The organism is Dactylosporangium sp. CA-152071, from assembly GCF_050936335.1.
GTDB classification, from domain to species: domain Bacteria; phylum Actinomycetota; class Actinomycetes; order Mycobacteriales; family Micromonosporaceae; genus Dactylosporangium; species Dactylosporangium maewongense.
The window spans coordinates 4,592,414-4,617,459 of the sequence record NZ_JBNJMZ010000001.1; the positions used below are offsets into that span (position 1 = coordinate 4,592,414).

Here is a 25,046-nt window from a genome sequence, read left to right on the forward strand (position 1 = left end):
GAGCTCCTTACGACGAGGTCAGTACGAGAACGGCCAGGCTTTCCAGTACGTGCGGAGCCGGATCCAGATGCCGAACAGCCCGCGCGGCTCGAAGATCAGGAACACGATGATCAACACGCCGTAGAGGACGGTTTCGAGCTGGTAGGCGTTGGGGGACTCCGCGGGAGAGTTGCTGATGAACGGCAGGAATGACGGCACCTCACGGATCAGCCGCGGCAGCAGCGTGATGAGGAAGGCACCCAGGATCGCGCCGCTGACCGTGCCGGCACCGCCGATGAGGACCATGGCGATGTACTGCACCGACAGCAGCAGGTTGAAGGTCGTCGGGTCGAAGTAGCCGACCCCCACGTAGAGCAGCGCACCGGCACAGCCGGCGTAGAACGACGACACCCCGAAGGCGATCGTCTTGTACCTGGCCAGGTTCACGCCCATCACGCCGGCCGCGATGTCGCGGTCCCGGATGGCCGTGAACGCCCGGCCCACCCGCGAGCGCGCCAGGTTGCGCGCCGCGAGAGCCGCGAGGACGAGCAGCACGAGCATCAGCAGGTACAGCTTCTGATCTCTCGTGAGGAACGCGTCGGAGGCGTTCAGGTCGTAGCCGAGCAGCTTCGGCGCCGGGGGCTGCCGGCCGATGCCGGGCCCGCCGGTCAGCTCCGACCACTCGTTGATGACGTGGCCGCCGATGAAGACCAGACCGAGCGTCACGATCGCCAGGTACAGGCCGCGGAGGCGGGTGGCGAGCGGCGCCACCAGTACACCGGCGACCGCGGCGACGAGACCGGCGGCGGGCAGCCAGATCAGGATCTCCTGGACCCCGAACCCGATGGTCCGCGCGTCCGGGTCGCCGGCGATGGCGGCCGCGGTGTAGGCGCCGATGGCGAGGAAGAACGCGTGCCCGAGCGACACCTGCCCGGCGTAGCCGGTGACGATGTTGAGCCCAATCGCGCCGATCGCGGTCACGCAGGCGAGCCCGATCAGCTGGAGCAGCTGGTCCTCGACCAGCCAGGGCAGCGCCGCCCCGACCGCGAGGAGGATGCCGACCGCCACCTTCTTCGAGGTGGTGTCCAGCAGCGCCAGCTCCTGGTTGTACGAGGTGCGCAGCAGCGGACGGTTTCTCATACCCTTTCGACCTCCCGGGTGCCGAACAGGCCGTAGGGGCGCACGAGCAGGACCAGGAACATCACCACGTAGGGCGTGACGACCGAGATGTTGCCGCCGAGCCACGGCACCGAGCCCTGATAGGTGGCGGTGAGCTCCTGCACGGTGCCGACGACGAGGCCGCCGATGACGGCGCCGGGCAGCGAGTCGAGGCCGCCGAGGATGATCACCGGCAGGGCCGTCAGCGCGATCAGCCACAGCGACTCGCTGACGCTTCCGCCGACGGCGGCGTACGTGCCGGCGACCGCGGCGAGCGCGCCGGCGAGCGCCCACGACAGCGCGAACACCGACCCGACGCTGACGCCCTGGGCGAGCGCCGCCTCCTGGTCGTAGGAGGCGGCCCGCATCGCCAGGCCGGTCCGGGTGTACCGGAAGAACACGAACAGCAGGGCGATGAGCACGGCGGTGGTGAGGACCATCGCGACGTGCCGCTGCTCGACCTGGACACCGCCGGGCAGCTTCCACACCTTCAGGCCCCACGGGTCGCCGACCTGCCGCACGTCCAGGCCGATGGCGCCGTTGACGACGACCCGGACGGCGATGTCGATGCCGAGCGTGATGATCGCGACGGTGAACACCGGCCGGCCGATCATCGGGCGGACCGCGAGCCGCTCCACGCCGAGCGCGATGCCGCCGGTGAGCACGGCGGACGCGGCCAGGGCGAGGAAGAAGCCGAGCGGACCGGCGAGGTAGGTCACCAGGACCGCGCCGGCCAGCATGAACGCGGGCTGGGCGAAGGAGATGACCCGGGTCGCCTTGTAGATGATCACGAACCCGAGGCCGAGCAGCGCGTAGACGCTGCCCGTGCCGATGCCGCGCAGGACGCTCTCGAGGAAGTCCTTCACACTGTGCTCCTGTTCAGGCTCCCGTACATGTCGTCGACCAGCGCGGCGAAGGTCGTGGCGACGGCGCCGCGGCGGACCTTCTGCGTCGCGGTGAGCTCGCCGTCCTCGTGGTCGAGCTCCTTGGGCAGCATCCGGAACGTCTTGACCTGCTCGACCGGGTTGTGGCCGGCGTTGACCGCGTCGACCACGCCCTGGATCAGCGCGATGACCTCGGGCTTGCCGGCCAGGTCGCGGTAGGTGGTGTAGCCGATGCCGCGGCGCTGCGCCCACTCCCCCACGGTGTCGAGCTCGATGCCGATGAGGGCGGTGAGGAACGCCCGCCGGTCGCCGATGACGACCGCCTCCTTGACGAAGGGCGACGCCTTCAGCGCGTTCTCGATCTCGCTCGGCGCCACGTTCTTGCCACCGGCCGTGATGATGATGTCCTTCGACCGGTCGGTGATCTTCAGGTGTGTACCGTCGAGCAGCTCGCCGACGTCGCCGGTGCGCAGCCAGCCGTCCGCCGTCATCGCCTCGTCGGTCGCCGCCTGGTTGCGGAAGTAGCCGGCGAACGTGCCGGGGTGCCGGGTCTGGATCTCCCCGTCGTCGGCGATGCGGATCTCGACGCCGCTGTGCGCCTCGCCGACCGTGCCGAGCCTGATCCGGCCCGGGCGGTTGGCGGTGCCGATCGCGGTGTTCTCGGTCATGCCGTACACCTCGTGCATCGGCACCCCGATGCCCATGAAGAACCGCAGCACGTCGGGGGCGATCGGGGCGGCGCCGCTGGCGGCGTAGCGGACCCGGCGGACGCCGATGCGGTCCTTCAGCGCCCGGTAGCACAGCAGCCAGCCGATCGCGTACCGCAGCCGGCTGCCGGTGGTGTGCCGCCCGCCGTTGGCCTCCAGGGTGGCGCCGATGCGGTCCGCGACCCGCAGCCACAGCCGCGCGTTGGCCCGCTTGAGCGGCGACGCCCCGCCGAGCCGGACGGTGATGCCGGCCATCATCTTCTCCCAGATGCGGGGCACCCCGAACAGGATCGTCGGCTGCACCTCGCGCAGGTCGGCCTGCACGGTCGCGATCGACTCGCCGAAGTGGACGGTGACGCCGGCGGCGGCGTTGAACCAGACCGTGAAGACCCGCTCCGCGACGTGGCACAGCGGCAGGTAGGACAGGGTCAGGTCGTGCGGCCCCGGTGGCGGGTCGGTGAACCCGCCGCCCTCGACCAGGACCCGGATCGCGAAGTCCACGTTGGCGACGGTGAGCATCGCGCCCTTGGGCCGCCCGGTCGTGCCGGACGTGTAGATCAGCGTGGCCACGTCGCCGGGGTCCGAGGCCAGCTCGATCGGCTCCGCGTCCGCGTGCGACGCCAGGAGGTCGCTCCACGCGATGAGCTTCGGGTGCTTGTACCGGCCGCGGATGCCTCTGGGCTCCAGGTAGACGATCCACTCCAGCCCGGGGCAGTCGTCCAGGACTGCCAGGGCCTTGTCCACCTGCTCCTGGTCCTCGGCGAAGAGGATCCGGGCGCCGGAGTCGGCGAGCATGTGGCGCACCTCGTCCGGCGGGTTCGTCGGGTACAGCCCGACGGTCGCCGCCCGCACCGCGACGGTCGCGACGTCGACGAAGAGCCACTCGGAGCGGTTCTCCGACTGGATCGCGACCCGGTCGCCGGGCTGGACGCCGAGCGACCTGAGCGCCCGGGCGACGGTCTCCGCGGTCTTCCAGTAGTCACGCCAGGTGATCTCGCGCCAGATGCCGCGGTGCTTCTCCCGTATGGCGACGGCGCCGGGCGTGCGCTCCGCGTGCCGCCTGACCAGTTCGGCGATCGTCATGCTCGCTCCACCTCCCCCAGGTAGGCGCGCAGGACGTCGGGGTTGCTCTGCACCTCGGCGGGCGTGCCGGTGGCGACGGGGACGCCGAAGTCGACGACCATCACCCGGTCGGCGAGGTCCATGACGAGCCCCATGTCGTGCTCGACGAGGATCATCGGGACGCCGAGCTCCTCGCGGACGTCGAGGATGAAGCGGGCCATGTCCTCGGTCTCCTCCAGGTTCATCCCGGCGACCGGCTCGTCCAGCAGCAGCAGCTTCGGCTCCATCGCGAGGGCCCGGCCGAGCTCGACGCGCTTCTGCACGCCGTACGGCAGCAACCCCACCGGCAGCCGGCGCCACTGCGCCAGTTCGAGGAAGTCGACGATGTCCTCGACCACGGCCCGGTTGGCGATCTCCTCGCGCCGGGCCCGGCCGAGCCACGCGATCGCGGCGAGCGTGCCGTAGCGGATGTGGTGGTGCCGGCCGAGCATGAGGTTCTCCAGCACGGTCAGGTGCTGGAACAGCTCGACGTTCTGGAAGGTGCGCGCCACGCCCAGCTTGGCGACCTTGTCCGGGCGCAGTCCGGTGAGGTCGACGCCGTCGAGGGACACCTTGCCCTGCTGCGGCCGGTACACCCCGGAGATCACATTGAAGATCGACGTCTTTCCGGCCCCGTTGGGCCCGATGACGGCGAAGAGCTCGTCCTTGGCGACGGTGAACGAAACCCCGTCGATGGCTTTGACGCCGGCGAAGCTGAGCCGGACGTCTTCGAAACGCAGCACGGCGACTCCTGATTTTCTATGACAGCCAGCGCTTGCGACGCTTGTAGTGCTTCACGTCGCGGAAGGACCGCTCGGCCCGTCCCAGGTAGAACTCGCGGATGTCGTCGTCGGCGAGCAGTTCGGCGGCGGGCTTGTCGAGCACGACCTTGCCCGTCTCCAGCACGTATCCGTGCTCGGCGATCGACAGCGCCATGGTCGCGTTCTGCTCGACCAGCAGCACGCCGGTGCCGGCCTGGTTGATCTGCACGATCAGGTCGCGGACCTGCTCGACCAGGCGCGGCGCGAGCCCGAGGCTGGGCTCGTCGAGCAGCAGGTACGCCGGGTCCGACATGAGCGCCCGCCCCATCGCCAGCATCTGCTGCTCGCCGCCGGAGAGGTAGCCGGCGATGCTGCCGCGGCGCTGCGCGAGCACGGGGAACAGGGTGTACATGCGGTCCATCGCCTCCGCCCGGCCCTTCGGGCGGGTGTGGGCGCCGAGCCGCAGGTTCTCCTCGACGGTCAGTTCGGCGAAGGTCCTGCGCCCCTCCATCACCTGCGAGACGCCGCGGCGGACCACGGCGGCCGGTTTGAGCCGGTGGATGGGCTTCTCGTCGAGCGTGATGGCGCCCTTGGTGATGGCGCCGTCGTGGACGCCGAGCAGGCCCGACAGGGCCCGCAGCAGCGTGGTCTTGCCGGCACCGTTCGCGCCGAGCAGCGCGACGATGCGTCCTGGTGGGACCTGCAGGCTGACGCCTCGCAGCACCAGCATCACGTCGTCGTAGACGACCTCGAGGTTCTGGACACGCAACATCCGGTGACGCTCCTCCGGGGGTGTTCGGAGTGGGCGAACTATGTGCATCGACGGTGAATAAAGTTACGTGTATTTAACCGGGTCTCAGAGCAGAATCAAGCCCCAATTGTGTGTCCGTCAACACCATCTTCTGTGGTGCGTCACTGTCCGATGTGGAGCGACAACCCGCCGTGATTCGGACTTTTGGGGTAATCGATATTCAACAACGCTCGCGGGTTTCGCTTCGTTGGTGATCACGTTAAGTTATGTCCTGGCCTGCACGGCAGTCCGTCGCCCACCCCGGGCGGCGCCGGGCAAGCGCCGCCGAGTCGAGCGCCGCTCTGGCGCTGTCGAGCCGGGGACCCAGGGTCCTTGGGGTGAATCCGCACAGCGCGGTAGGGCGCACTCTTCCCGCCCGAACCCGTCAGCTAACCCGGTAGGCGGTCGGTGAAGAAGGGTCATCCCTTGTCCGCTGGACACCGCACCAAACGGTCCCTGCTGCGCACGCTCTTCATCGGGGTCGTGTCGCTGGCGATCGTGGCGCCCGCGAGTGTCGCCAAGGCCGATCCGACAGCGGCCGAGATCGACGCCCAGATCCAGAAGGCGGGCGACGAGCTCGAAGACCTGGTCGAGGCCTACAACAAGATCAATGGCGATCTGGCCGCCACCCAGGCGGCCGCCGCCGAGCTGCAGAAGAAGCTCCAGCCCTACGTCGACAACATGGCCAACGCCAACGCCAACGTGGACGTCATCGCCGTCGCGGCGTTCAAGGGCGCGGGCAGCCTGCAGAACCTCAGCATCGTGCTCAACGCGCGGTCGTCCGACACACTCATGGACCAGCTGACCACGCTGCAGCAGATCGGCAAGCACCAGCAGCACGAGATCGCCGACTTCACGTCGGCCAAGTCGAAGCTGGACGAAGAGAAGAAGAAGATCGACGAGACGCTCGCCGCGGAGACCGCGCAGAAGACCGAGCTCGAGACCAAGAAGAAGAAGATCGAGGGCGACGTCAAGAAGCTCGAGGCGCTCCGCCGCCGCTCCACCACCGGCGGCACCGGCTCCACGGGTGTCAAGGTCGCGCTCGGTGCCGAGTGCACGTCACCGGCGAACGCGGCGGTGGCCTTCGCCTGCGCCCAGCTCGGCGAGCCCTACAAGTGGGGCGCCGCCGGACCCAGCAGTTGGGACTGCTCCGGCCTGACCATGGGCGCCTGGAAGGCGGCCGGCGTCATCCTGCCGCACAACGCGGCGCAGCAGTGGAGCAAGACCACGCACATCTCACGGTCCGCGCTCTCCCCCGGCGACCTGGCGTTCTTCCGTGGCCTGGGGCACGTGGGCATCTACATCGGTAACGGCAAGATGATCCACGCCCCGACGACGGGCCGAAACGTCGAGGTCCAGTCGATCGACGGCCGCAGCGACACGTACGGCTACGGCAGACCGCACAAGTAAGCCCCGACAGCACGTCCAAGAGGCCATGCCCGGCAAGATCGGGGCATGGCCTCTTGGGATCCTGAGCAGTACAGCCGCTTCGCCGAGGAGCGGGCGCGGCCCTTCCACGAGCTGGTGGCGCGCATCCAGACCACCGCGCCGGTCGCGGTCGTGGACCTCGGGTGCGGCCCGGGCACGCTGACCGCGACCCTCGCGACGCGCTACCCGGACGCGGCGGTGCTCGGCATCGACTCCTCCCCCGAGATGCTCGCGAAGGCGGCAGCGCTCGGCACCCCGCAGCTGTCGTTCCAGCTCGGCGACATCGCCGGGTGGCGGCCGCAGCGCGGCTCCGTGGACGTCATCGTCGCCAACGCCTCCCTGCAGTGGGTCGACGACCACGCCGCGCTGATGCCGACGCTCGCCGCGGCGCTCGACGACGGCGGCACGCTCGCGTTCCAGGTCCCGACGGGCGGGCCGATCCTCGACGCGGACATCCTGGACCCGACCGTCCTGGGGCCGCGCGGCGCGACGCCGGTGCGGGAGCCGGCCTGGTACGTGCGCACCCTCGCCGGGCTCGGCCTGGCCGTGGACGCGTGGGAGACGACGTACTTCCACGTCCTGCCCGGCGAGGACCCGGTGCTGGAGTGGTTCAGCGGGACCGGCCTGCGCCCCTACTTCGACGCCCTGTCCGGTGCGGAGCTCGACGACTTCCGGGCCAGGGTGGCCGCCGCGCTGCGCGAGCGCTACCCCCGCGAGCCGTTCGGCACGATCCTGCCCTTCCCGCGCCTCTTCGTCGTGGCCCGGCGCCCCTGACCCTGACCCTCGCCCACCGACCGCCGGTCCACCACCCCGGGGCCTGGCACTGCGACCAGCCGGGCCGCCACCCGGACCGCGGCAGGCACCGCTAGGACACGGCACGGCACGGCCAGGACGCGGCACGGCACGAACAGGGCAGGGCACGGACAGGGCAGGGCACGGACAGGGCAGGGCACGGACAGGGCAGGGCAGGAGCGCCGCCCAGCCGGCCCGGACGCCGCCGACCAGCCGGAACGCCCCGCCCACCCGAACCGCGGCACGGCCAGGACTCGGCACGGACGGGACGCCTCTGTCACCCGGGCCGGGGCGTCGCCGGTCGGGCCGGAGGACGGGCCGCCGGCAGGCACGTCGGCGGGCGAGCCGGGCGACGCGTCATCGAAGGGACCCGGCGGGCGATTCCCGGCACAGCGCCGCCAGCCGGGCACCCGCCCCGCGCCGCTCCTGACGCTGCGTTACGGGCCGGGGCGCCGGCGGCCGGTCCCGGGGCGTCGTGCCGCAATGTTGAGGGCGAGCCGGCACCGCTACGGGACGTGGGCGTTGATCGATGGTCGGTGACCTAAACGAGACCTAAGCGTCCCAGCATGTGGAAGCAGCCCCCGACCGGGACGGTCAGGGGCTGCGGGTCGTCTGCGGGCTAGGCGGCCTGGAGGCCTTCGGCACGGGCCAGCTCGCGGAGACGGCCGAGGGCCTGGATCTCCAGCTGGCGGATGCGCTCACGGGAGAGGGAGAACCGGCTCGCGACCTCGGTCAGCGAGTGCTCGCGGCCGTCCTCCAGACCGTAGCGGGCGCGCATGATGCCCGCGGACCGGTCGTCGAGGTGATTGAGCAGACCCTCGATGCGCTGGCGCTCCAGGGCGGCGAGGACCACGTCCTCCGGCGACGGCGCGTCGGAGTCGGAGACCAGGTCGCCGAGGCTGGTGTCACCGTCGTCACCGACCGGCGTGTCGAGCGAGACGGTGTCCTGGGACCAGCGCTTCAGCTCGTGGACGCGCTCGACGGGGACGCCGAGGGCGGTGGCGAGCTGCTCGGGCTCGGGGTCGTTGCCGAGCTCGCGGGTCAGCTGACGCGCGACGTTGCGCATCCGGTTGACGTCTTCGACGAGGTGGACGGGCAGCCGGACCGTGCGCTCCTGCTGCGCGATCGCCCGGCTGATCGCCTGGCGGATCCACCATGTCGCGTATGTCGAGAACTTGTAGCCGCGCACGTAGTCGAACTTCTCGACGGCGCGGACCAGGCCGGTGTTGCCCTCCTGGATGAGGTCGAGCATCGGCATGCCGGACCGCACATAGCGCCGCGCGATCGACACGACGAGCCGCAGGTTGGCCCGGATGAACCGGTCCTTGGCCCGCTCGCCCTCGTCGACGAGGCGCTGCAGCTCGGCGGCGCTCACACCGTCGGGCAGCCGGCCCTCGTCCAGCAGGTGCTCCGCATAGAGACCAGCCTCGACCGCCTTGGAAAGCTCGACCTCAGAAGCGGCGTCGAGCAGCGGCGTGCGGGAGATCTCATGCAGGTACACACCAACCAGGTCACGCTCTTCTGCACCTGTATCGGGTCGCATCTCCACTTTCACGTTCTCCACCTTCGGGCCCCTCCCCGTCCATCCTTCGCCTTCCCCGTTTCACCCTGCTAAAACGGGTGCCCCCCGGGTATGCCCCCTACACAACGGTCACGTGGCCTGCGGAATTCCACCCTCGCGGGCGATTCCGGTGACGACCCGTGAGAGTTGCACCACTTACCTAGACGACTCGGGAGCAGCTCCGGTTCGCTTCGGTTGCAACAAGTGATACGTGGTATTCCTGCCCGTCAGACGCCTAAACTCGCTGTGAGTTCCCTGGGAACGACGTTCGATGGGACCGGGGTCACCGCTGTTCATCGGCAAGAGTCGCCCGCATGACAGGCAAATGCACATGTATCCGCAGGAATCGACGCGGGCAGCGGTCTGTCGAAATGCTGACTGGCTCGTCACACCACCCCCTACCGTGCGTGCCATTCCCGCAACAGCTCGACTTCTTCCTCTTCGGTGAGACCAGTAATGTGGCGAGTGTCACTGAATGCCGCGAGTGTGGCGGCCGCCGTTTCGGGAAGGGGGCGGGGTTGCAGGCCGGCGGCGAGCGACCGGGTGATGTCCCGGGTGAGGAACCCGCCGTATTCGGGCAGCGGCAGCCACAGCGGCAGGGACCGCGCGCCTGACCAGGGCACGACCGCGTGGTCGGTCAGGAAGTCCTGCGGCACCCAGGTGAGGGTCCCGGTGCCCCCGGTCCCGGCCTGCAGCCCGGCGTGGAACTCGCGGCGGGTCATCGGGGCGCCCATCCCGTCGTAGGTGCCGGTGCGGCCCTCCTCGGCGCAGCGCAGGATCCAGTCGGCGAGGTCGCGGACGTCCACGTACTGCACCCGCTCGTCGGGGTCGCCCGGGGCGAGGATCTCGCCGCCGCGGGCGTGCCGGGCCACCCAGTAGTCGAACCGGCCGGTGGGGTCCTCGGGCCCGACGATCAGCCCGGCCCGGTTGACGAGGACCTCGCCGAAGCCCTCGCGGACCAGCTCCTCGCAGGTGACCTTGCACCGGCCGTACTCCTCGGCGCCGGCGGCGGGGTCCTCGTTCGCGGGGTCGGCGGGCGGGAGCAGCGGCGCGGTGTCGACCGTCTGGTCGGGCGTCACGGCGTCGGCGTACGCGGAGCAACTGGACACGAACGTCACGTGACCGGCCCGGCCGGCCAGCTCGGCGACCATGTGCCGGACGTGGCTGGGCTTGCGGGCGACGTCCACGACCGCGTCGAACGTGCCCTCGACCGCGCCCAGGCCACCGGCCTCCTCCCGGTCGACGGTGACGAACGTCGCGCCGTCCACCGGGTCGCCGGACGTGCCGCGGGCGGCGCAGATGACGTCGTGGCCCGCGGCGAGGGCCTGCCGGGCGACCGCCCGGCCGAGGAACACGGTGCCGCCGAGTACGAGGATTCTCATCCGGCGATCCTTCGCCGCCGCGGGCCGATCCGGCAGCCCTGTTCGCCACGAGCGTGAGCACGGGGCGAAGCGCGGGCACCGGGCGCGGGCAGAAGCCGGACGCGAACGGGAGCCGTCGCGGCGCGCTACGCGCGGTGCGACGGGGGCGGCCGGTGCGGGCGGGTCTTGTGCACCACCAGGGCGAAGAGAGCCACCGCCGCCATCACCGTGGCCGCGACCGCCAGCCACAGCGACCACCGGTGGCCGCCCGGCGAGCCCGACATCCCGTTCTGCGCGGTCGACGGCTGCGCCGCCACCGCCGGCAGCGAGGAGACCGGAGCGAACGCGTACACCCGCAGATAATCGACCTGGAACTCCGCTGGCAGCGTCGTCGATGTGCCCGGGGCGCCCGATTCACTGGTCGTCACCGCGAAGCCGAACCAGCGCTGCGCCGGCGACGCGCCGGGGTCGGTGGAGCGCTCCTTGCCGTCGACGAAGACCTTGAAGCCGGCCGGGGACCACTCGATCGCGTAGGAGTGCCAGTCGCTGAAGGGCCCGGGCAGCGTGCGCACCGAGGTGCCGGTGCCCGACCCGTTGCGCACCAGGGCGGTCTCGGCGCCGGGCCGGGCGGTGATCTCCAGCTGCGACTCGTCCTGGGGCGCCTGCTGGTCGACGGGGCGCAGCATCGCGATCGAGGAGATGCCCGCGCCGACGGGCACGCGCGCCCGGAACTCGTAGCGCCCGTACTGCTGGGCGGCGCCGAGGCAGCGCAGCTCGCCGGTGACGAACGGCTTGCCCCCGTAGGTGCGCCGGTGCAGGGCGAGGTGCAGGCGACCGCCGGAGACGGTGACCGCCTCGGGGCGGAAGTAGGTCGGCTGGGCGCCCTCCGACGAGCCGTCGTAGGCGGCGCAGCCGGACGGCAGCGTGCCCGGATCGTCGAAGGAGTCGGAGAAGACCGGCTGCCAGTCGGCCTGGTCGACGGCGAGGACCGGCGCGGGAGCCACCCAGATCGCGGACGTGACGACGACCATGACGGTCGCGGCTCGCCTCAACATGTGTCTGCCTCCTTTCGAAAAACCTACCGGATACCTTGCGTCCGCACAGCACTGCGGAGCGTCGACGATCGTGTGTACTTGGCGGCCCGATCGGATACGGACCCTCGCATTCACCCGCATGCAATCCAGCCGTATCCCGCCGACGCTCGTGCCGGATCGACGCCTGCGGAAGGATGTCCGTCGACGCATGTCTTCCAAAAGGAGAGATCATGGCCCAGCCCCGCGCCCGCGCGCGGCGGATCGCCCAGCACCTCGCGGTGCCGGCGCTCGCCGTCGCGGTTGTCGCCTTGCTGCCCTTAGCCAAGTCCGGCGCGCCCGAGCAGTCCGACCAGTGGACGCCGCTCACGCCGGCCAACGTGTCGTTCGCCCAGAAGACGGGTCCAACGGCCTCCGCGCAGCTGCTCGGGTTCAACGACTTCCACGGCAACATCGACCCGCCGACCGGCAGCGGCGGGCTCATCAACGGCACTCCCGCCGGCGGTGCGGAGTACCTGAGCACCTGGCTGACGAAGCTGCGCGCCGCGGCGAAGGCCGACGGCGTGCGCAACAGCGACACGGTCGTGGCCGGTGACAGCATCGGCGCCACGCCGCTGGTCAGCGCCGCGTTCCACGACGAGCCGGCGATCGAGGCCCTCAACGCGATGGGCGTCGACATCTCCTCCGTCGGCAACCACGAGTTCGACGAGGGCATCGACGAGCTCAAGCGCATCCAGTTCGGCGGCTGCCACCCCGTCGACGGCTGCCAGGACGGCGACGGCTTCGCCGGCGCGAAGTTCCCCTACCTCGCGGCGAACGTCACCAACAAGTCCAACAAGCTGCCGATCCTGCTGCCGTTCACCATCAGGCTCTACGAGGGCGTCCCGGTCGCGTACGTCGGCATGACGCTCGAGGGCACGCCCGGCATCGTCAACCCGGCCGGCATCAAGAGCGTCGACTTCCGCGACGAGGTGGAGACGGCCAACCAGTACGCGACGCTGCTGGGCTGGCTCGGCATCAAGTCGATGGTCCTCCTGATCCACGAGGGTGGTCTGCAGAGCAGCCCGCCCGCGCCGCTGGACCCGTCCGGCTGCGCCAACTTCGCCGGCCCGATCACCGACATCGTCAAGGGCCTCAACCCGGCCTACGGCGTCGTCGTGTCAGGCCACACGCACCGCTTCTACACCTGCCAGCTGCCGAACTCCTCGGGCGCCAGCTCGCTGGTGACGAGCGCGGGCACGGCCGGCACCCTGGTCACCGACATCCGCGTGACGCTGGACAAGAAGTCGCGCAAGTTCGTCGACGCGTCCGCGACCAACGTCATCGTCGAGAACGGCGTGAAGAACGCCGACGGCACGTGGCAGAAGGACGCGGCGGGCAACTTCGTGCGCAACGCGGCACTGGTCGACCCGAAGGTCAAGGTCATCGCCGACAAGTACCGCACGGCCGTCGCCCCGCTGGCGAACAAGGTCGTCGGCGGCATCACCGCCGACATCACCAACATCGCGCTGGCCAGCGGCGAGTCGACGCTCGGTGACGTGATCGCCGACGCGCAGCTCAAGTACACCGCCGCCGCGGGCTCGCAGATCGCGCTGATGAACCCGGGCGGCATCCGGGCGTCGCTGATCTACGCGAACTCGCCCGGCGGCGAGGCGCCCGGCCAGGTCACGTACGGCGAGGCCTTCACGGTCCAGCCGTTCAACAACCTGGTCGTCACCCAGCCCATCACCGGCGCCCAGCTGAAGAAGGTCCTCGAGCAGCAGTTCACCGGCTTCGAGGGGCAGACCACGCAGAAGATCCTGCAGGTGTCCGCCGGGTTCACCTACACCTACAGCGCCTCGGCCCCGCTCGGCTCGAAGGTCAGCGACCTCGCGCTGAACGGCACGCCGATCGACCCCGCGGCGACGTACCAGCTGACCACGAACGACTTCCTGGCCAACGGCGGCGACGGCTTCAGCAACCTGAACCAGCCGAGCGCCACCCGCGTGTACGCGCCGGGCTTCGACGTCGACGCCCTCACCGCGCACCTCGCGACCGGTCCGATCGCTCCGGGCCCGGGTACCCGAATCACGAAGATCGCCTGATCGATGTCCGTGTGGGCGGGCGGTGGGTTTTGCTCCCGCCCGCCCGCACGTATGCTCGCAGGCGCCCGATGAACCGCAGCACGCACGTGCGGACTGCACGACCGAGGTCGAAAGGCGTTGATCGGTGGAGCGACCGAGCTGGGCACCCGCGGACATCGACCTCGATCAGCCGAGCGTGGCCCGCGTCTATGACTACTACCTGGGCGGCTCGCACAACTTCGCCGCCGACCGGGCGTTCGCCGAGCAGGTCCTCAAGTTCATGCCGGCCGTGGCCGCGCTGACCCGCAGCAACCGGGCCTTCCTGCGCCGCGCCGTGTCCATGCTGAGCGCGCAGGGTGTCCGGCAGTTCATCGACCTCGGCTCGGGTATCCCGACCGTGGGCAACATCCACGAGCTCGTCCCGGGCGGCAAGGTCGTCTACGTCGACAACGACCCGGTGGCGGTCGCGCACAGCCGGGCCATCCTCGCCGAGGTGCCGGACACCGCCGTCGTCGCCGCCGACCTGCGCGCCCCCGCGGACGTGCTGGCCGCCCCCGAGGTCCAGCGGCTGATCGACTTCACCCAGCCGGTCGCGTTCGTGCTGGCCGCGGTGCTGCACTTCGTGCCCGACGAGGAGCGCCCCGCCGACATCGTCAGCGGGTACGCCGCCGCGGGCGTGCCGGGCAGCCACGTCGTGCTGTCCCACGCCGGCCTCGACCGGCCGCTCACCCCCGCCGAGGACGCGGCGTGGGAGGTCTACCGCAAGTCGCCGACGCCGCTGATCCTGCGCGGCAGCGACGAGGTCAGGAAGCTGCTGGGCGATCTCACGATCGTGGATCCGGGCGTGGTCGCGACCTACGACTGGCGGCCGGACCCGGACGACGAGACCCCACCCGACGGCAACGCGATCGGCTGCGCCGCCGTCGCCCGCAAGGACTAGTGCACCCACCGATCATGACCGCCCTCAGCCCCACGCCGACGTCGTGGGACCGCCCGCACCGAGCCGCCGAGCGGCTCGCCCGCAGCTGGTCGCTGGCCATCGCCGGCACCAGCTACGTGTCGATGAGCGGCCTGGAGGTGCAGGACTTCCTCACCGCCCTGTCGACCCGGCTCATCCACGCGCTCACGGCCGAGACCCTCGACCTCGGCGACGTGCGCGAGGTCGGCTCCACGCTCGTCGCCGCGCACTTCACCGAGCCGACGACCCTGGAGCGCACGGTCGCGGTGCTCAGCGAGCAGTTCGCGAAGGCGCCGACCAGGCGGGTCGCGGAGATCCAGGGCGCGCTCGCCGCCGGCTACGCGCAGGCGCTGCGCGACCGGATCCTCGACGAGCAGGAGGAGATCCGCACCGCGGCGCTGTGGGCCCGGGCCCGCGCCGAGGAGAGCCGGCGGGTCAGCGAGGCCCGCTTCCGCGCGATCTTCGCCGGCGCCGCGATCGGGATGAGCGTGAGCACCGTCGACGGCGTGGTCATCGAGGTCAACCAGGCGCTGTGCGACATGCTCGGCTACACCGAGGACGAGCTGCGGGCGATGACCTTCGAGGACTTCGTGCACCCGCAGGACCCGCCGGTCGCGGCCGGGATGTTCGAGGAGCTGCTGTCCGGCGGGCGCGACCAGTTCCGGATCGAGAAGCCGTACATCCACAAGGACGGCCACCAGGTGTGGACCGATCTCGTCGCGTCGATCATCCGCGACGAGGACGGCGAGCCGAAGTGGCTGGTCGCGATGGTTGAGGACATCACCGAGCGCTACCTGCTCCAGCTGCGCCTGCGGCACCAGGCCCTGCACGACCCGCTGACGCAGCTGCCCAACCGGACGATGTTCTTCGACCGGCTCGCCGAGCTGCTCGCCGGCGCCGAGGAGGAGCCCGAGTCGCGCGTCGGCGTGTGCTACCTCGACGTCGACGGGTTCAAGGTCATCAACGACACGCTCGGGCACGACGTCGGCGACCAGCTGCTGCAGACCGTCGCCCGGCGCCTGGCCCGCTCGATCTCCGGCGACGGCCAGCTGGTCGCCCGGATGGGCGGCGACGAGTTCGTGGTGCTCATCGAGCGGGCCGGCGGCACCGACGAGGTCGTCGCGGTCGCCGAGCGGGCGCTGGACACCGTCCGCGCGCCGGTGCACGTGGGCGGGCACGAGATCAGCATCTCGGCCAGCATCGGCGTGGTCGAGCAGCCGCTGCGCGGCACCAGCACCGGCGAGCTGATGAAGGCCGCCGACACGACGCTGTACTGGGCGAAGGCCGACGGCCGCAACCGGCTCGCGCTCTTCGACGCCGAGCGGCACGCCCGCGAGGTGACCCGCTACGAGCTGTCGGCGAGCATGCCGGCCGCGCTGGAGCGGCGCGAGTTCTTCGTCGAGTACCAGCCGCTGGTCCGCCTCGGCGACGGCGTGACGATCGGCGTCGAGGCGCTCGTACGGTGGCGGCATCCGCGATTCGGGGTGCTGGGGCCGGACGCGTTCATCGGGATGGCCGAGGAGACCGGGCTGATCGTGCCGCTCGGCCGGTGGGTGCTGCACGAGGCGTGCAAGCAGGCCGCCCGCTGGCACCGCGAGCACGGCGACCGGGCGCCGGTGATGAGCGTCAACCTGGCGGTCCGGCAGATGCGCGACCGCACGATCGTCAGGGACGTGAAGGCGATCCTGGAGCAGACCGGCCTCGCCCCCGACCGGCTCCAGCTGGAGCTGACGGAGAGCGCCGTCATGGGCAGCGGCGGCGAGCCGACCGAGGCGCTCAACGCCCTCGCCGCGCTCGGCCCGCGCATCGCGATCGACGACTTCGGCACCGGGTACAGCAACTTCGCCTACCTGCGGCACCTGCCCGTGCACAGCCTGAAGCTGGCCGGCTCGTTCGTCGCCGGGCTGCGCCCGCCGGAGGGCGCCGACCCGGTCGACCAGAAGATCATCGCGGCGGTGATCGGCCTCGCCCACGCCCTGAACCTGAGCGTCACAGCCGAGGGCGTCGAGACGGCGGAGCAGGCCGACCGGCTGCTGGCCCTCGGTTGTGACACCGCACAGGGTTGGTACTACGCGAGCGCCGGACCCCCGTCCGCGATCAGGCTCTAACCGAGCGCGTACGGGTTGACGTCCTCGTTCATGTCGACCATCAGCTGCGACCACAGGTCCGCCTCGTGCCGGTCGGCGCCGACCAGGTCGTAGGACCCGTCGGTGAAGCCCGGATCGAAGTGGAACTCGGGCAGGTCGGTCTCGTCGATGTACTGCGCCTCGTCGCTCACGTCGCCGAAGCTCGGCTGCTCGTCGTGGTAGTCGCCCGACGCGTCCCCGTCGACGACGTGCGCGCCGTCGTGACCCTCGGTGTCGACGCCGAAGTCGTCGTGGTGCTCGTCGAACTGCTGGTCGGAGGAGAGCAGGTCAGCGCCACCGTCGGGGTCGACGTGGAGGCCGTCCTCCATCTCCCAGTCGATGTCGTAGTCGCTCATGGCCCGCTCCCGGCTCGTCTGGTTACCTGGAAAACGGTAGGCGGATCCTCCGATCAGCTGATCCCCGAAACGTGCCACTCACTCAGGGCTGCAACCACCAGGGGCTGGTGTAGGCGAGGCCGAAGTCGTTGCAGGGGTGACCGTTGGGGCCGGGGCTCGGGTTGGGTCGGGTGGGGTCCGAGACGCGCAGCACGACCCAGTTGCCCATCGCCACGTCCAGCGGCACGGTGAAGCGCACCACCTGATTGGCGACCGTGTCGATCACGTCCGCGACCGTCGGGGCGGCGACACCGGGCCGCAGGACCTGGATCCGGACCGGCTTGCCCTGCCAGTCCGGGCCGCGGTCGAGGTCCAGCGCGAAGCGCACGTCGCCGCGGGCGAGCGGCAGCACCCCGCCCATCCGGACGTCGTTGGCGGTGGCGTCGACGCGCAGGCCGGAGACCCGCGTGGCGAAGAAGCGGCGGGCCCGCATCGCCTCCAGGACCCCGGCGCGGGTGTTCTGCGTCACCCACAGCCCGGTGCGGCCCTTGCCCTCGGGGAAGCCCCAGTCGGTGCCGTGCTCGTCCGAGACCCCGCTGAGCCCGGTCCGCCACCCGGCGTTGAGGCAGGCGTTGAGGGCGCAGGTGCGGCCTTCTGACCAGCCGTCGAAGAGGTAGTCGTCGCCGCGGTTGAACATCTCCAGGCTGACCATGGCGTCGCGGGCGGCCGCCGAGTAGGAGAAGTTGCCGAAGCGGCCGACCTCGCGGCCCGGATGGTTGAAGCTGGCGATGCCCCCGTTACCGGTGATCCAGTTGTACAGGCCGCCCATGTTGCTCGATCCGCCGAGATCGGTGAACCCGTTGGTGAACCAGACGTTGACGTGGCCGAGCAGCGGGTGCGACCACTCGAAGCCGCGGATGGCGGTGTAGTTGCCGGGGTCGTCGGCGGCGTTGGCGAGGGCGCCGGTGCGGTCCCACTCCGACTTCGACAGGCCGCTGATGCCGAAGAGGGTGGTGTGGTCGGTGAGCGCGGCGACGTCCAGGCCGGCCGAGCGCATCGAGGCGAAGGCGAGGGCGGGGTCACCGTCGCCGTCGGACATCACGGTGTGGTTGTGCAGGTCGGCGTGGACCAGGCCGGTGCCGGCGGTGATGGCGGACGCCCGGGCGGCCCCGGTCAGCGCGGCCGGGCCGGCGCCGACGGTCGCGGCCGTGCCGGTCTCGGCGCGGGCGGTCCGGCCTGCACCGGCGGACGCGACACCCGGGGTGGCGAGGACGAGCAGCCCGCCGGCGCCCGCGGCGAGCAGCCCCCGGCGGTCGATGCCTTCATGACGGCCTTCGTGACGGCCTTCGTGACGGCCTTCGTGATGGTGATGGGAGTGGTCTCCAGTCATGCCCCACAGCACACGCCACCCGACCCAACAGTTCGATACCTGTTGATGTCTGGCAGATTTACACTCAGCGGGTGCGGCGGTCCAGCCAGCCGTCGCCGTTGAGGTCCTCGTATCGCTGATCCATGACGCCGTCGCGGTTGGTGTCGATCTCGGAGGAGTTGATGAGGCCGTCGCGGTCGGTGTCGTGGCCGACGAACTCGGCCCGCCCGTCACCGTCGGTGTCCACGACGATGTCGACGCCGCCGTCGGCCCGGTTCACGTAGGTGTGCTGGTCCCACCGGCCGTCGCCGTCCCAGTCGACCCGGGTGTGGTAGCCGTCGGTGGGCGCCTGACCCACCCCGCCGGGCACACCGTCCCGGAGCGCGCCGGCGATGCCACCCGCGACACCCGTCCCGCTCCCGTGGCCCGGCTGCTGCCCGCCGACGATGCCGTCGAGCCCGCCGGCGATTCCGTGCCGCCCGCCGCCGTCGGCCTGCGCCTCTCCGAATCCGGCCTCCGCGTGGGCCCCTCCGAGGCCGGCCTCCGCGTGGGCTCCTCCGAAGCCGGCTTCCGCGTGGCCGGTGCCGGCGTGCGCGCCCTGGCCGACGGCCTCGCCGATGCCGGCGCTCGCGCTGCGGTACACGGTGCCCTGGCCGCTGGAGTGGACCTCGCTGACGCCGTACGGGGACGCTTCGGCGAGCCCCTCGCTGCCCTGCGGGTCGGGCGCCTCGGACAGGCCGCCGTAACCACTGTCCTGACCGCCGCCATGGCCCGCCGACGCGTACGAGCGCGGGTCGTCGGACGCCTCGGAGAGACCGTCGTAGCCGCCGCCCTGGGGGTCCGGCGCCTCCGCGAGCCCGGCGCCGCCGTAGCCGGCCTGCGCCTCGACGCCGCCCGCGGACGCGTACGCGCCACCGGGGCCCGCGTGCGCCTCGGCACCGCCGGCCGACGCGTGCGCGCCGTGGTCGATGGCGTCCCGCAGGTGCGCGGCCAGCCCGCCGTGCTGCTCCGGCTCGGGAGCGGCGTGCCGGCCGCCGGACTGCTCCAGCGCGCCCAGCCCGCGGGCCGCGCTGTGCGCCGCGCCGGAGCCCTGACCGCCGTCACCCAGGTTGTGCCCGGCGCCATGATCGAACGAGGGACCGCCGCCGTGGCCGTGGACGACGTCACCGATACCCGAGCCGATCGAGGAGAACAGGCCGAACATGCTGGCCTTGCTCGTGCGCTGCTCGACCCGTGACTGCCCCGCGTCAGCGCCGCCGACCTGCGCCTGGAGCAGCTCCAGCTCGTCGGCGCTCAGCTGGTACCCCGCGAGCGCGCCGGCCGGGTCGGCCGCCAGGCGCGCCTGGAAGCCCGGATCGGTCAGCAGCCGCTCGAGTACGTCGTCGAAGTCGCTCATCGGAACAGTCCCCCCAGTTATGGCACAGGTCGTGAAAATCAGTCGAGTTCAGGCATGGGCACGGGCTGCGGGCGGGGACGGCAGGTGCCGCACTGCACCGCGTCCTCCACGACGAGCCCCTCGGCCCGGCCGCGGCTCTGCGACCGGTGCACCTCCAGCAGATACGGGCCGAACTTCGCATGGTCCTCGCACAGCCCGCGCGCGCAGAACCGGCACGACCCCCGCGCCGCCTTGGCGCAGAACCAACAGAGCACGTTCGAACTCCCTCAGCCGACGATGCATTGCGAGTAGTAGGTGACGGTGATCGTTGCGGAGCCGGCATTGCCCGCGGGGTCCACCGCACGCGCGGTCACGACGATCTTGGCGTCGGCGGTCAGCGTCACCCCGCCGAACGTGGCGGCGAACTGGTTCCCACTGGAGTACTTCGCCGAGCCGCTGCCGACCCTGGCGCTGATCGTCACCTTCAACGTCGACGTGGCGTCGACCTTGTCCACAGCGGTGACGGTGAGCGGCACGGTCGACGGGCCACCATAGCGGCAACCAGGTGGGTAGACGTAGTTCTGCTGGGTCGCGAAGGTCAGCCGCACGGTCGGTGCCGTGGTGTCCGGCGGTGGCGGCGGCGACGTGGTCGGCGGGGGGCCGGCGGTCGTCGTGGTGCCGCGCGTCGGGGTCGGGGCCTTCGTCTTCGTCGGGGTGGTGCCGGGCGTCGGGGTCGCCGACGCGCTCTCCGAGGCGGACGGGGACTCGGACGGTGACGGGGACTCCGACGGCGTGTCCGACGGGGACGGCCCCACTGACACGGTCGGCGTGCCGCCCGGCTTCGGCAGGGCGATGCCGTCGCCGCAGGTCAGGTCGGCCGACGGGTCCACCGTGACGGCCGAGCCGCCCTGGGTGACGACGCCCGAGCCGACCTCCGGTGACGCGCTGCCGGCGGTCAGGGCGAACCTGGCCCGCCCGTCGTTGGCGACCAGGTCGCCGGCGCCGGTGACGGTGAGCTTCAGCGGCTCGAAGGCCGTCGTGGTGCTCGTCGTGTCGACCAGGGTGCGGCCGGAGCGCAGCGTGTACGCGCCGGTCGGCTGGATCGGGCGGCGGTCGACCGAGCTGACCAGTTCGCCGACGTCGACCCGGGTGCCGGCGCACAGGACCGTGACGCTGCCGCCGCGGAACGTCATCGTGGCCGTGGAGCGGTCCGCGACGGAGACGGCGTCGCCGAGCTCGACGTACATCTTGCCGTCGCGGCGCAGGGTGTGCTCCTCGCCGTGGATCGTGACCGTCGTCTGCCCCCGCGTGGCCGTGATGAGTGCCCGGTCGGTCGGCATCTCGGCCCACACGGGCGCGGAGAAGAGATTGCTGCCGGTCAGGAACAGCGCGAAGATCAGCAGCAGCACCAGCAGCCACCACAGCTTGCGCTCGAAGCGCTTGTCGACCGAGTCGTCGGACGGGCCGTGGACACCGGGCGGCGCCGCGAGCGGCGGGTACGCCGACGGCGGGTGGGCGCCCGACAACGGCGCGCGACCGCCGGCGGCAGAGCCGGCCACAGAGCCGGCCACAGAGCCAGCCACAGTGCCGGCCGTGGATGCGCCGATGAGCAGCGGCAGGCCGGCGACGGCGGGCAGCACCCAGACGCGGGCGGCGGAGCGGGCGGTGGCGACCTGGCCGGGCGGGCCTTCACCGTACGGGCCGATCATCGCGCCACGGCCGACCTGCACGCCATCGGGCCGCAGCAGCGACCCGGACGCGACGACGATCGCGTCGGTGCCGGTCTCCAGGTGCACCGGCTGCCCGGGCATCAGCTGCGCCGGGTGCGCGCGGCTCATGAGCCCGAGGCGGTCCTCCGCGCCGAGGTCGGCGAGCGCCGGCGCCTCCGCCAGCAGCGCCTCCAGCTCGGCCCACTCCACCGGCGGCGGGCCGGACAGCGGGCCGACGGCCGCGGCGACCGTGGACGGCGGGATCGCGAGCAGGGTCGTGCCGGCGGTCAGCCAGCCGAGCGCGGCGGGCGCGCCGGTGATCGCGTTGGCGAGGCCGACGACGCCGCCGCGGCCGACCCGCTCCCGGACGGTGCCGGTCGGGTCGCCGGGGCGGCGGGCCTCCAGGGCGCCGTCGACGACGACGTAGACCGACTGTTGCGCGGCGCCGGCGAAGACCAGCTGCTCGCCGGTCCGCGGGTGCACCCAGCGGGCCTGCTCGGCGAGCTTCGCGAGCGCGGCCGGCGGCAGGTCGGCGAGCTTGGACGCGCGCAGGGCGGCGAGCCGGCGCGGCTCGTCGCGGGACAGCTTGCGCTCCCCCATCCGGTCCCGCACCCGCCGGGTCCGCCGGCGCAGCCAGGAGAACAGCAGGTAGACCAGCGGGGCGAGCAGCCCGGCGACGATGACGGCGAGCAGCGCGCGGGCGGCCCAGCCGGCGTTCCACAGGCCGGTGACGACGCCCGCGACCCGGTCGGTGTAGATCCGGTACATCAGGTTGACGGCGATGGCGAGCCAGACGACGGCGAGCATGCCGTACAGGGCGACGAGGCGGCCCTCCCGGTCGAGCTCACCGAAGCGGGGCGGGCGCCGGCGCAGGCGGGCGATGACCCAGGCCAGGCCGCGGGCCCGCAGGTTGGGCACCTCCAGCCAGTCCATGAGCAGGTAGTAGCCGTCGAGCGCCATGAACGGGTTGAGGTTGAACAGCGCGTTGAGGTACCACGCGAACGCCAGCTTGAACGTCCACGGCTCCAGCTCCGGGTAGAACAGCCCGACGAGCTGGCAGGCGCCGGCGAGCACCAGGCCGGTCGCCGGGCCCGCGATCGTGGTGACGAGCCGCGCGCGCCGGCCGGCCATCCAGACGTCGGTGGTGTCCACGAAGACGGACGGGATCCCGAAGTACACCAGGAAACCGGCGACCGGGACCTTCCTGCCGGCGTGCTTCGCCCCCAGCGCGTGCCCCAGCTCGTGGCAGGCGAGCGCGACGACGTTGAGGCCCAGCAGCACCAGGGCGCCGGTGAAGTAGGAGTCGTCGGTCAGGAACACCGACTGGTCGGCGCGGAACCAGTTGAAGACGAAGACGCCGAGGCCGGCGAGTGCGACCAGCCCGGCGAGCACCGCGACGACCCGGGTGAAGAACAGCCGGCCGCCGGCCTTGTACAGGAACGTGACGATCGGGTCGACCCGGGCGATGACCACCCGGCGGCCCTGGGCGGTCGCGACGATCGCCTTGCCGAGCCGGATCGGCCATGGCCGCCGGTGTACGCGGTGCAGCCGGTGGAACGCGTCGACCGGCAGCTCGTCGAGCATGCGGTTGCCGGCGAGGTCGGCGACGACCCGGGTGACCTGGTCGGGGGCGAGCCGGCCGGCGATGCGGGCGAAGTCGGCGACGAGCCGCGCGACGGTCCGGGTGCCGTCCATGAGCTGCGCCAGGCTCCACTCGTCCGGCGTGAGCCGCAGGTAGCAGGCCTCACCGCGGTCGGGCGAGCGCACCATCACGTAGTCGACGCCGCGGGCGGACGTGAGCGTGACCGCCTCGACCGCCTTACGCAGGACAGGCCGGGCCCGGGCAGGGTTGAGCCGGTCGGTGACCGCCTGCCAAAGACCCTGGTCGGCAGGGCCCAGCGGAACTCCTGGGGCGCGCCCGGCGAGGGCCTCCCAGACACTGATGCGCGTCTCGATGACGGCCACGATCGCTCCTGATAGGGCCACTGTTTCCCGGCAGGCAGCGTAGGCGGCGAACGCGACCACGGGAAGGTTCCGTCCCGAACGTGACAACTCTTCGGCGAAGATGGCAGCGTGTACATCCTCGCCATCGACCAGGGCACGACCTCCTCCCGTGCGATCGTGTTCGACGCCGACGGCGCCATCGTGGCGCTTGACCAGCGCGAACACCGCCAGAGCTTCCCGAGACCGGGCTGGGTCGAACACGACCCGGTCGAGATCTGGCACCAGGTCCAGGCCGTGTCGACCCGCGCCCTCGACCAGGCGGGCCTGTCCCGCGCCGATGTCGCCGCCATCGGCATCACCAACCAGCGCGAGACCACGATCCTGTGGGACGCCGAGACCGGCGAGCCGGTGCACCCGGCGATCGTCTGGCAGGACACCCGCACCGACGCCCTCATCCGCTCCCTCGCCGGCGACGCCGGCCCCGACCGCTTCCGTGAGCGGTGCGGGCTGCCGCTCGCGACGTACTTCGCCGGGCCGAAGGCGGTCTGGCTGCTGGACAACGTGCCCGGCCTGCGCGCCCGTGCCGAGGCGGGTGAGATCCACTTCGGTACCGTCGACACCTGGCTCATCGAGAAGCTCACCGGCCGGCACGTCACCGACGTCACCAACGCCAGCCGGACGATGCTGATGAACCTCACCACGCTCGACTGGGACGACGAGCTGCTGTCGGCGTTCGGCATCCCGCGCGTGATGCTGCCGGAGATCGGCCCCTCCTCGCACGTGTACGGCGAGGCGAAGACGCTGCTGCACGGCGTGCCGGTGGCCAGCGCCCTCGGCGACCAGCAGGCGGCGCTCTTCGGCCAGGCATGCTTCGCGCCCGGCGAGGCGAAGTGCACCTACGGGACCGGCTCGTTCCTGCTGCTCAACACCGGTCACCAGCCGGTGGCGAGCACGCGTGGCCTGCTGAGCACCGTCGGTTACCGCATCGGCGACGCCCCGGCCGTGTACGCCCTGGAAGGCTCCATCGCGATCACCGGCTCCCTCGTGCAGTGGCTGCGCGACAACCTGGGCCTCATCAGCTCGGCGCCGGAGATCAACGACCTGGCCGCCACCGTCGCCGACAACGGCGGCTGCTACATCGTGCCCGCGTTCTCCGGCCTGTTCGCCCCGCACTGGCGCCCCGACGCGCGCGGCGTCATCACCGGCCTGACCGGTTACGTCACCAAGGGGCACCTCGCCCGGGCCGCCCTGGAGGCGACCGCCTGGCAGGTCAAGGACGTCGTGGACGCCATGATGGCCGAGTCCGCCGTGCCGCTGGAGACCCTGAAGGTCGACGGAGGGATGACCGCCAGCGACCTCTTGATGGGGTTCCAGGCCGATGTACTGGATGTGCCGGTGGTCCGCCCGACGGTGTCCGAGACGACGGCGCTGGGTGCCGCATACGCGGCGGGTCTCGCCGTCGGGTTCTGGCCCGACACGGAGACGCTGCGGGAGAAGTGGCGGGTGGACCGGCAGTGGTCGCCGTCCATGTCCGCGGAGACCCGGGACAAGGGGCACGCGTCCTGGCTGAAGGCGGTGGAGCGCTCGTTCGGCTGGGCCTGAGGCCCGCACAGA

General features: G+C 71.5%; 19 protein-coding genes and 1 riboswitch. Of the genes, 6 read left to right on the forward strand and 13 right to left on the reverse strand.

Features of this window, described 5'->3' with window-relative positions; translation table 11 throughout:
- Positions 1 to 18 precede the first annotated feature (18 nt).
- From ACQEVZ_RS20585 to ACQEVZ_RS20605, 5 genes are read right to left on the reverse strand one after another with little or no spacing between them, the layout of a single operon-like run.
- A complete protein-coding gene (locus ACQEVZ_RS20585) occupies positions 19 to 1,119 on the reverse strand; it encodes a branched-chain amino acid ABC transporter permease (protein ID WP_344513699.1) in 1,101 nt (366 codons plus the stop codon).
- Positions 1,116 to 2,003: a branched-chain amino acid ABC transporter permease gene (locus ACQEVZ_RS20590; RefSeq protein ID WP_344513697.1), complete on the reverse strand. Its 888-nt coding sequence runs from the start codon at positions 2,001 to 2,003 to the stop codon at positions 1,116 to 1,118. The genes ACQEVZ_RS20585 and ACQEVZ_RS20590 overlap by 4 nt, the downstream gene beginning before the upstream one ends.
- The gene (locus ACQEVZ_RS20595) at positions 2,000 to 3,811 is read right to left on the reverse strand and encodes an AMP-dependent synthetase/ligase (protein ID WP_433368875.1); all 1,812 of its coding nucleotides are present in this window, start codon (positions 3,809 to 3,811) and stop codon (positions 2,000 to 2,002) included. Before ACQEVZ_RS20595 ends, ACQEVZ_RS20590 begins: the two co-directional genes overlap by 4 nt.
- Positions 3,808 to 4,572 (reverse strand): ABC transporter ATP-binding protein, encoded by a 765-nt coding sequence (locus ACQEVZ_RS20600; protein WP_433368878.1) that lies wholly within the window; start codon positions 4,570 to 4,572, stop codon positions 3,808 to 3,810. The genes ACQEVZ_RS20595 and ACQEVZ_RS20600 overlap by 4 nt, the downstream gene beginning before the upstream one ends.
- Before the next feature lie 16 nt (positions 4,573 to 4,588).
- On the reverse strand, positions 4,589 to 5,362 hold the full coding sequence (locus tag ACQEVZ_RS20605; protein ID WP_344513691.1) for an ABC transporter ATP-binding protein: 774 nt from the start codon (positions 5,360 to 5,362) through the stop codon (positions 4,589 to 4,591).
- A 291-nt stretch (positions 5,363 to 5,653) separates the two neighbouring features.
- A riboswitch (cyclic di-AMP (ydaO/yuaA leader) is annotated at positions 5,654 to 5,799 on the forward strand.
- A 7-nt stretch (positions 5,800 to 5,806) separates the two neighbouring features.
- Here ACQEVZ_RS20605 and ACQEVZ_RS20610 point away from each other — a divergent pair.
- The gene (locus ACQEVZ_RS20610; protein ID WP_354900313.1) at positions 5,807 to 6,790 is read left to right on the forward strand and encodes an NlpC/P60 family protein; all 984 of its coding nucleotides are present in this window, start codon (positions 5,807 to 5,809) and stop codon (positions 6,788 to 6,790) included.
- A gap of 45 nt (positions 6,791 to 6,835) precedes the next feature.
- The gene (locus ACQEVZ_RS20615; protein WP_354900315.1) at positions 6,836 to 7,582 is read left to right on the forward strand and encodes a methyltransferase domain-containing protein; all 747 of its coding nucleotides are present in this window, start codon (positions 6,836 to 6,838) and stop codon (positions 7,580 to 7,582) included.
- A gap of 637 nt (positions 7,583 to 8,219) precedes the next feature.
- Here ACQEVZ_RS20615 and ACQEVZ_RS20620 read toward each other — a convergent pair.
- The 3 genes from ACQEVZ_RS20620 to ACQEVZ_RS20630 all read right to left on the reverse strand — a co-directional run bounded on the left by ACQEVZ_RS20620 (position 8,220) and on the right by ACQEVZ_RS20630 (position 11,577).
- The gene (locus tag ACQEVZ_RS20620; RefSeq protein ID WP_344513770.1) at positions 8,220 to 9,143 is read right to left on the reverse strand and encodes a sigma-70 family RNA polymerase sigma factor; all 924 of its coding nucleotides are present in this window, start codon (positions 9,141 to 9,143) and stop codon (positions 8,220 to 8,222) included.
- Between the two features lie 416 nt (positions 9,144 to 9,559).
- On the reverse strand, positions 9,560 to 10,543 hold the full coding sequence (locus tag ACQEVZ_RS20625) for an NAD-dependent epimerase/dehydratase family protein (RefSeq protein ID WP_433368883.1): 984 nt from the start codon (positions 10,541 to 10,543) through the stop codon (positions 9,560 to 9,562).
- 125 nt (positions 10,544 to 10,668) lie between these two features.
- The gene (locus tag ACQEVZ_RS20630; protein ID WP_344513683.1) at positions 10,669 to 11,577 is read right to left on the reverse strand and encodes a glycoside hydrolase family 16 protein; all 909 of its coding nucleotides are present in this window, start codon (positions 11,575 to 11,577) and stop codon (positions 10,669 to 10,671) included.
- 209 nt (positions 11,578 to 11,786) lie between these two features.
- On the opposite strand from ACQEVZ_RS20630, the gene ACQEVZ_RS20635 reads away from it, so the two are divergent.
- The 3 genes from ACQEVZ_RS20635 to ACQEVZ_RS20645 all read left to right on the forward strand — a co-directional run bounded on the left by ACQEVZ_RS20635 (position 11,787) and on the right by ACQEVZ_RS20645 (position 16,682).
- Positions 11,787 to 13,637 carry a bifunctional metallophosphatase/5'-nucleotidase gene (locus tag ACQEVZ_RS20635; protein ID WP_433368887.1) on the forward strand — a complete coding sequence of 617 codons (1,851 nt, stop codon included), beginning with the start codon at positions 11,787 to 11,789 and terminating at the stop codon, positions 13,635 to 13,637.
- 124 nt (positions 13,638 to 13,761) lie between these two features.
- Complete coding sequence (locus ACQEVZ_RS20640; RefSeq protein ID WP_433368890.1) at positions 13,762 to 14,556, forward strand: SAM-dependent methyltransferase; 795 nt, start codon at positions 13,762 to 13,764, stop codon at positions 14,554 to 14,556.
- Positions 14,557 to 14,570: 14 nt separating this feature from the next.
- Positions 14,571 to 16,682 (forward strand): putative bifunctional diguanylate cyclase/phosphodiesterase, encoded by a 2,112-nt coding sequence (locus tag ACQEVZ_RS20645; protein WP_433368893.1) that lies wholly within the window; start codon positions 14,571 to 14,573, stop codon positions 16,680 to 16,682.
- Here ACQEVZ_RS20645 and ACQEVZ_RS20650 read toward each other — a convergent pair.
- The 5 genes from ACQEVZ_RS20650 to ACQEVZ_RS20670 all read right to left on the reverse strand — a co-directional run bounded on the left by ACQEVZ_RS20650 (position 16,679) and on the right by ACQEVZ_RS20670 (position 23,453).
- A complete protein-coding gene (locus ACQEVZ_RS20650; protein ID WP_433368896.1) occupies positions 16,679 to 17,056 on the reverse strand; it encodes a hypothetical protein in 378 nt (125 codons plus the stop codon). The genes ACQEVZ_RS20645 and ACQEVZ_RS20650 overlap by 4 nt on opposite strands.
- 82 nt (positions 17,057 to 17,138) lie before the next feature.
- Positions 17,139 to 18,425, reverse strand: a complete 1,287-nt coding sequence (locus ACQEVZ_RS20655) for a CehA/McbA family metallohydrolase (RefSeq protein ID WP_433368899.1) — start codon at positions 18,423 to 18,425, stop codon at positions 17,139 to 17,141.
- A 64-nt stretch (positions 18,426 to 18,489) separates the two neighbouring features.
- A complete protein-coding gene (locus ACQEVZ_RS20660) occupies positions 18,490 to 19,800 on the reverse strand; it encodes an Os1348 family NHLP clan protein (protein ID WP_433368902.1) in 1,311 nt (436 codons plus the stop codon).
- Positions 19,801 to 19,838: 38 nt separating this feature from the next.
- Positions 19,839 to 20,054 carry a hypothetical protein gene (locus tag ACQEVZ_RS20665; protein ID WP_033358663.1) on the reverse strand — a complete coding sequence of 72 codons (216 nt, stop codon included), beginning with the start codon at positions 20,052 to 20,054 and terminating at the stop codon, positions 19,839 to 19,841.
- Positions 20,055 to 20,066: 12 nt separating this feature from the next.
- The gene (locus ACQEVZ_RS20670) at positions 20,067 to 23,453 is read right to left on the reverse strand and encodes a cyclic nucleotide-binding protein (RefSeq protein WP_433368905.1); all 3,387 of its coding nucleotides are present in this window, start codon (positions 23,451 to 23,453) and stop codon (positions 20,067 to 20,069) included.
- Positions 23,454 to 23,561: 108 nt separating this feature from the next.
- Between ACQEVZ_RS20670 and glpK the strand changes: the two genes are divergently transcribed.
- Entirely contained in the window at positions 23,562 to 25,034 is a 1,473-nt protein-coding gene (gene glpK / locus ACQEVZ_RS20675; protein WP_344513671.1) for a glycerol kinase GlpK, read from the forward strand.
- Positions 25,035 to 25,046 lie beyond the last annotated feature (12 nt).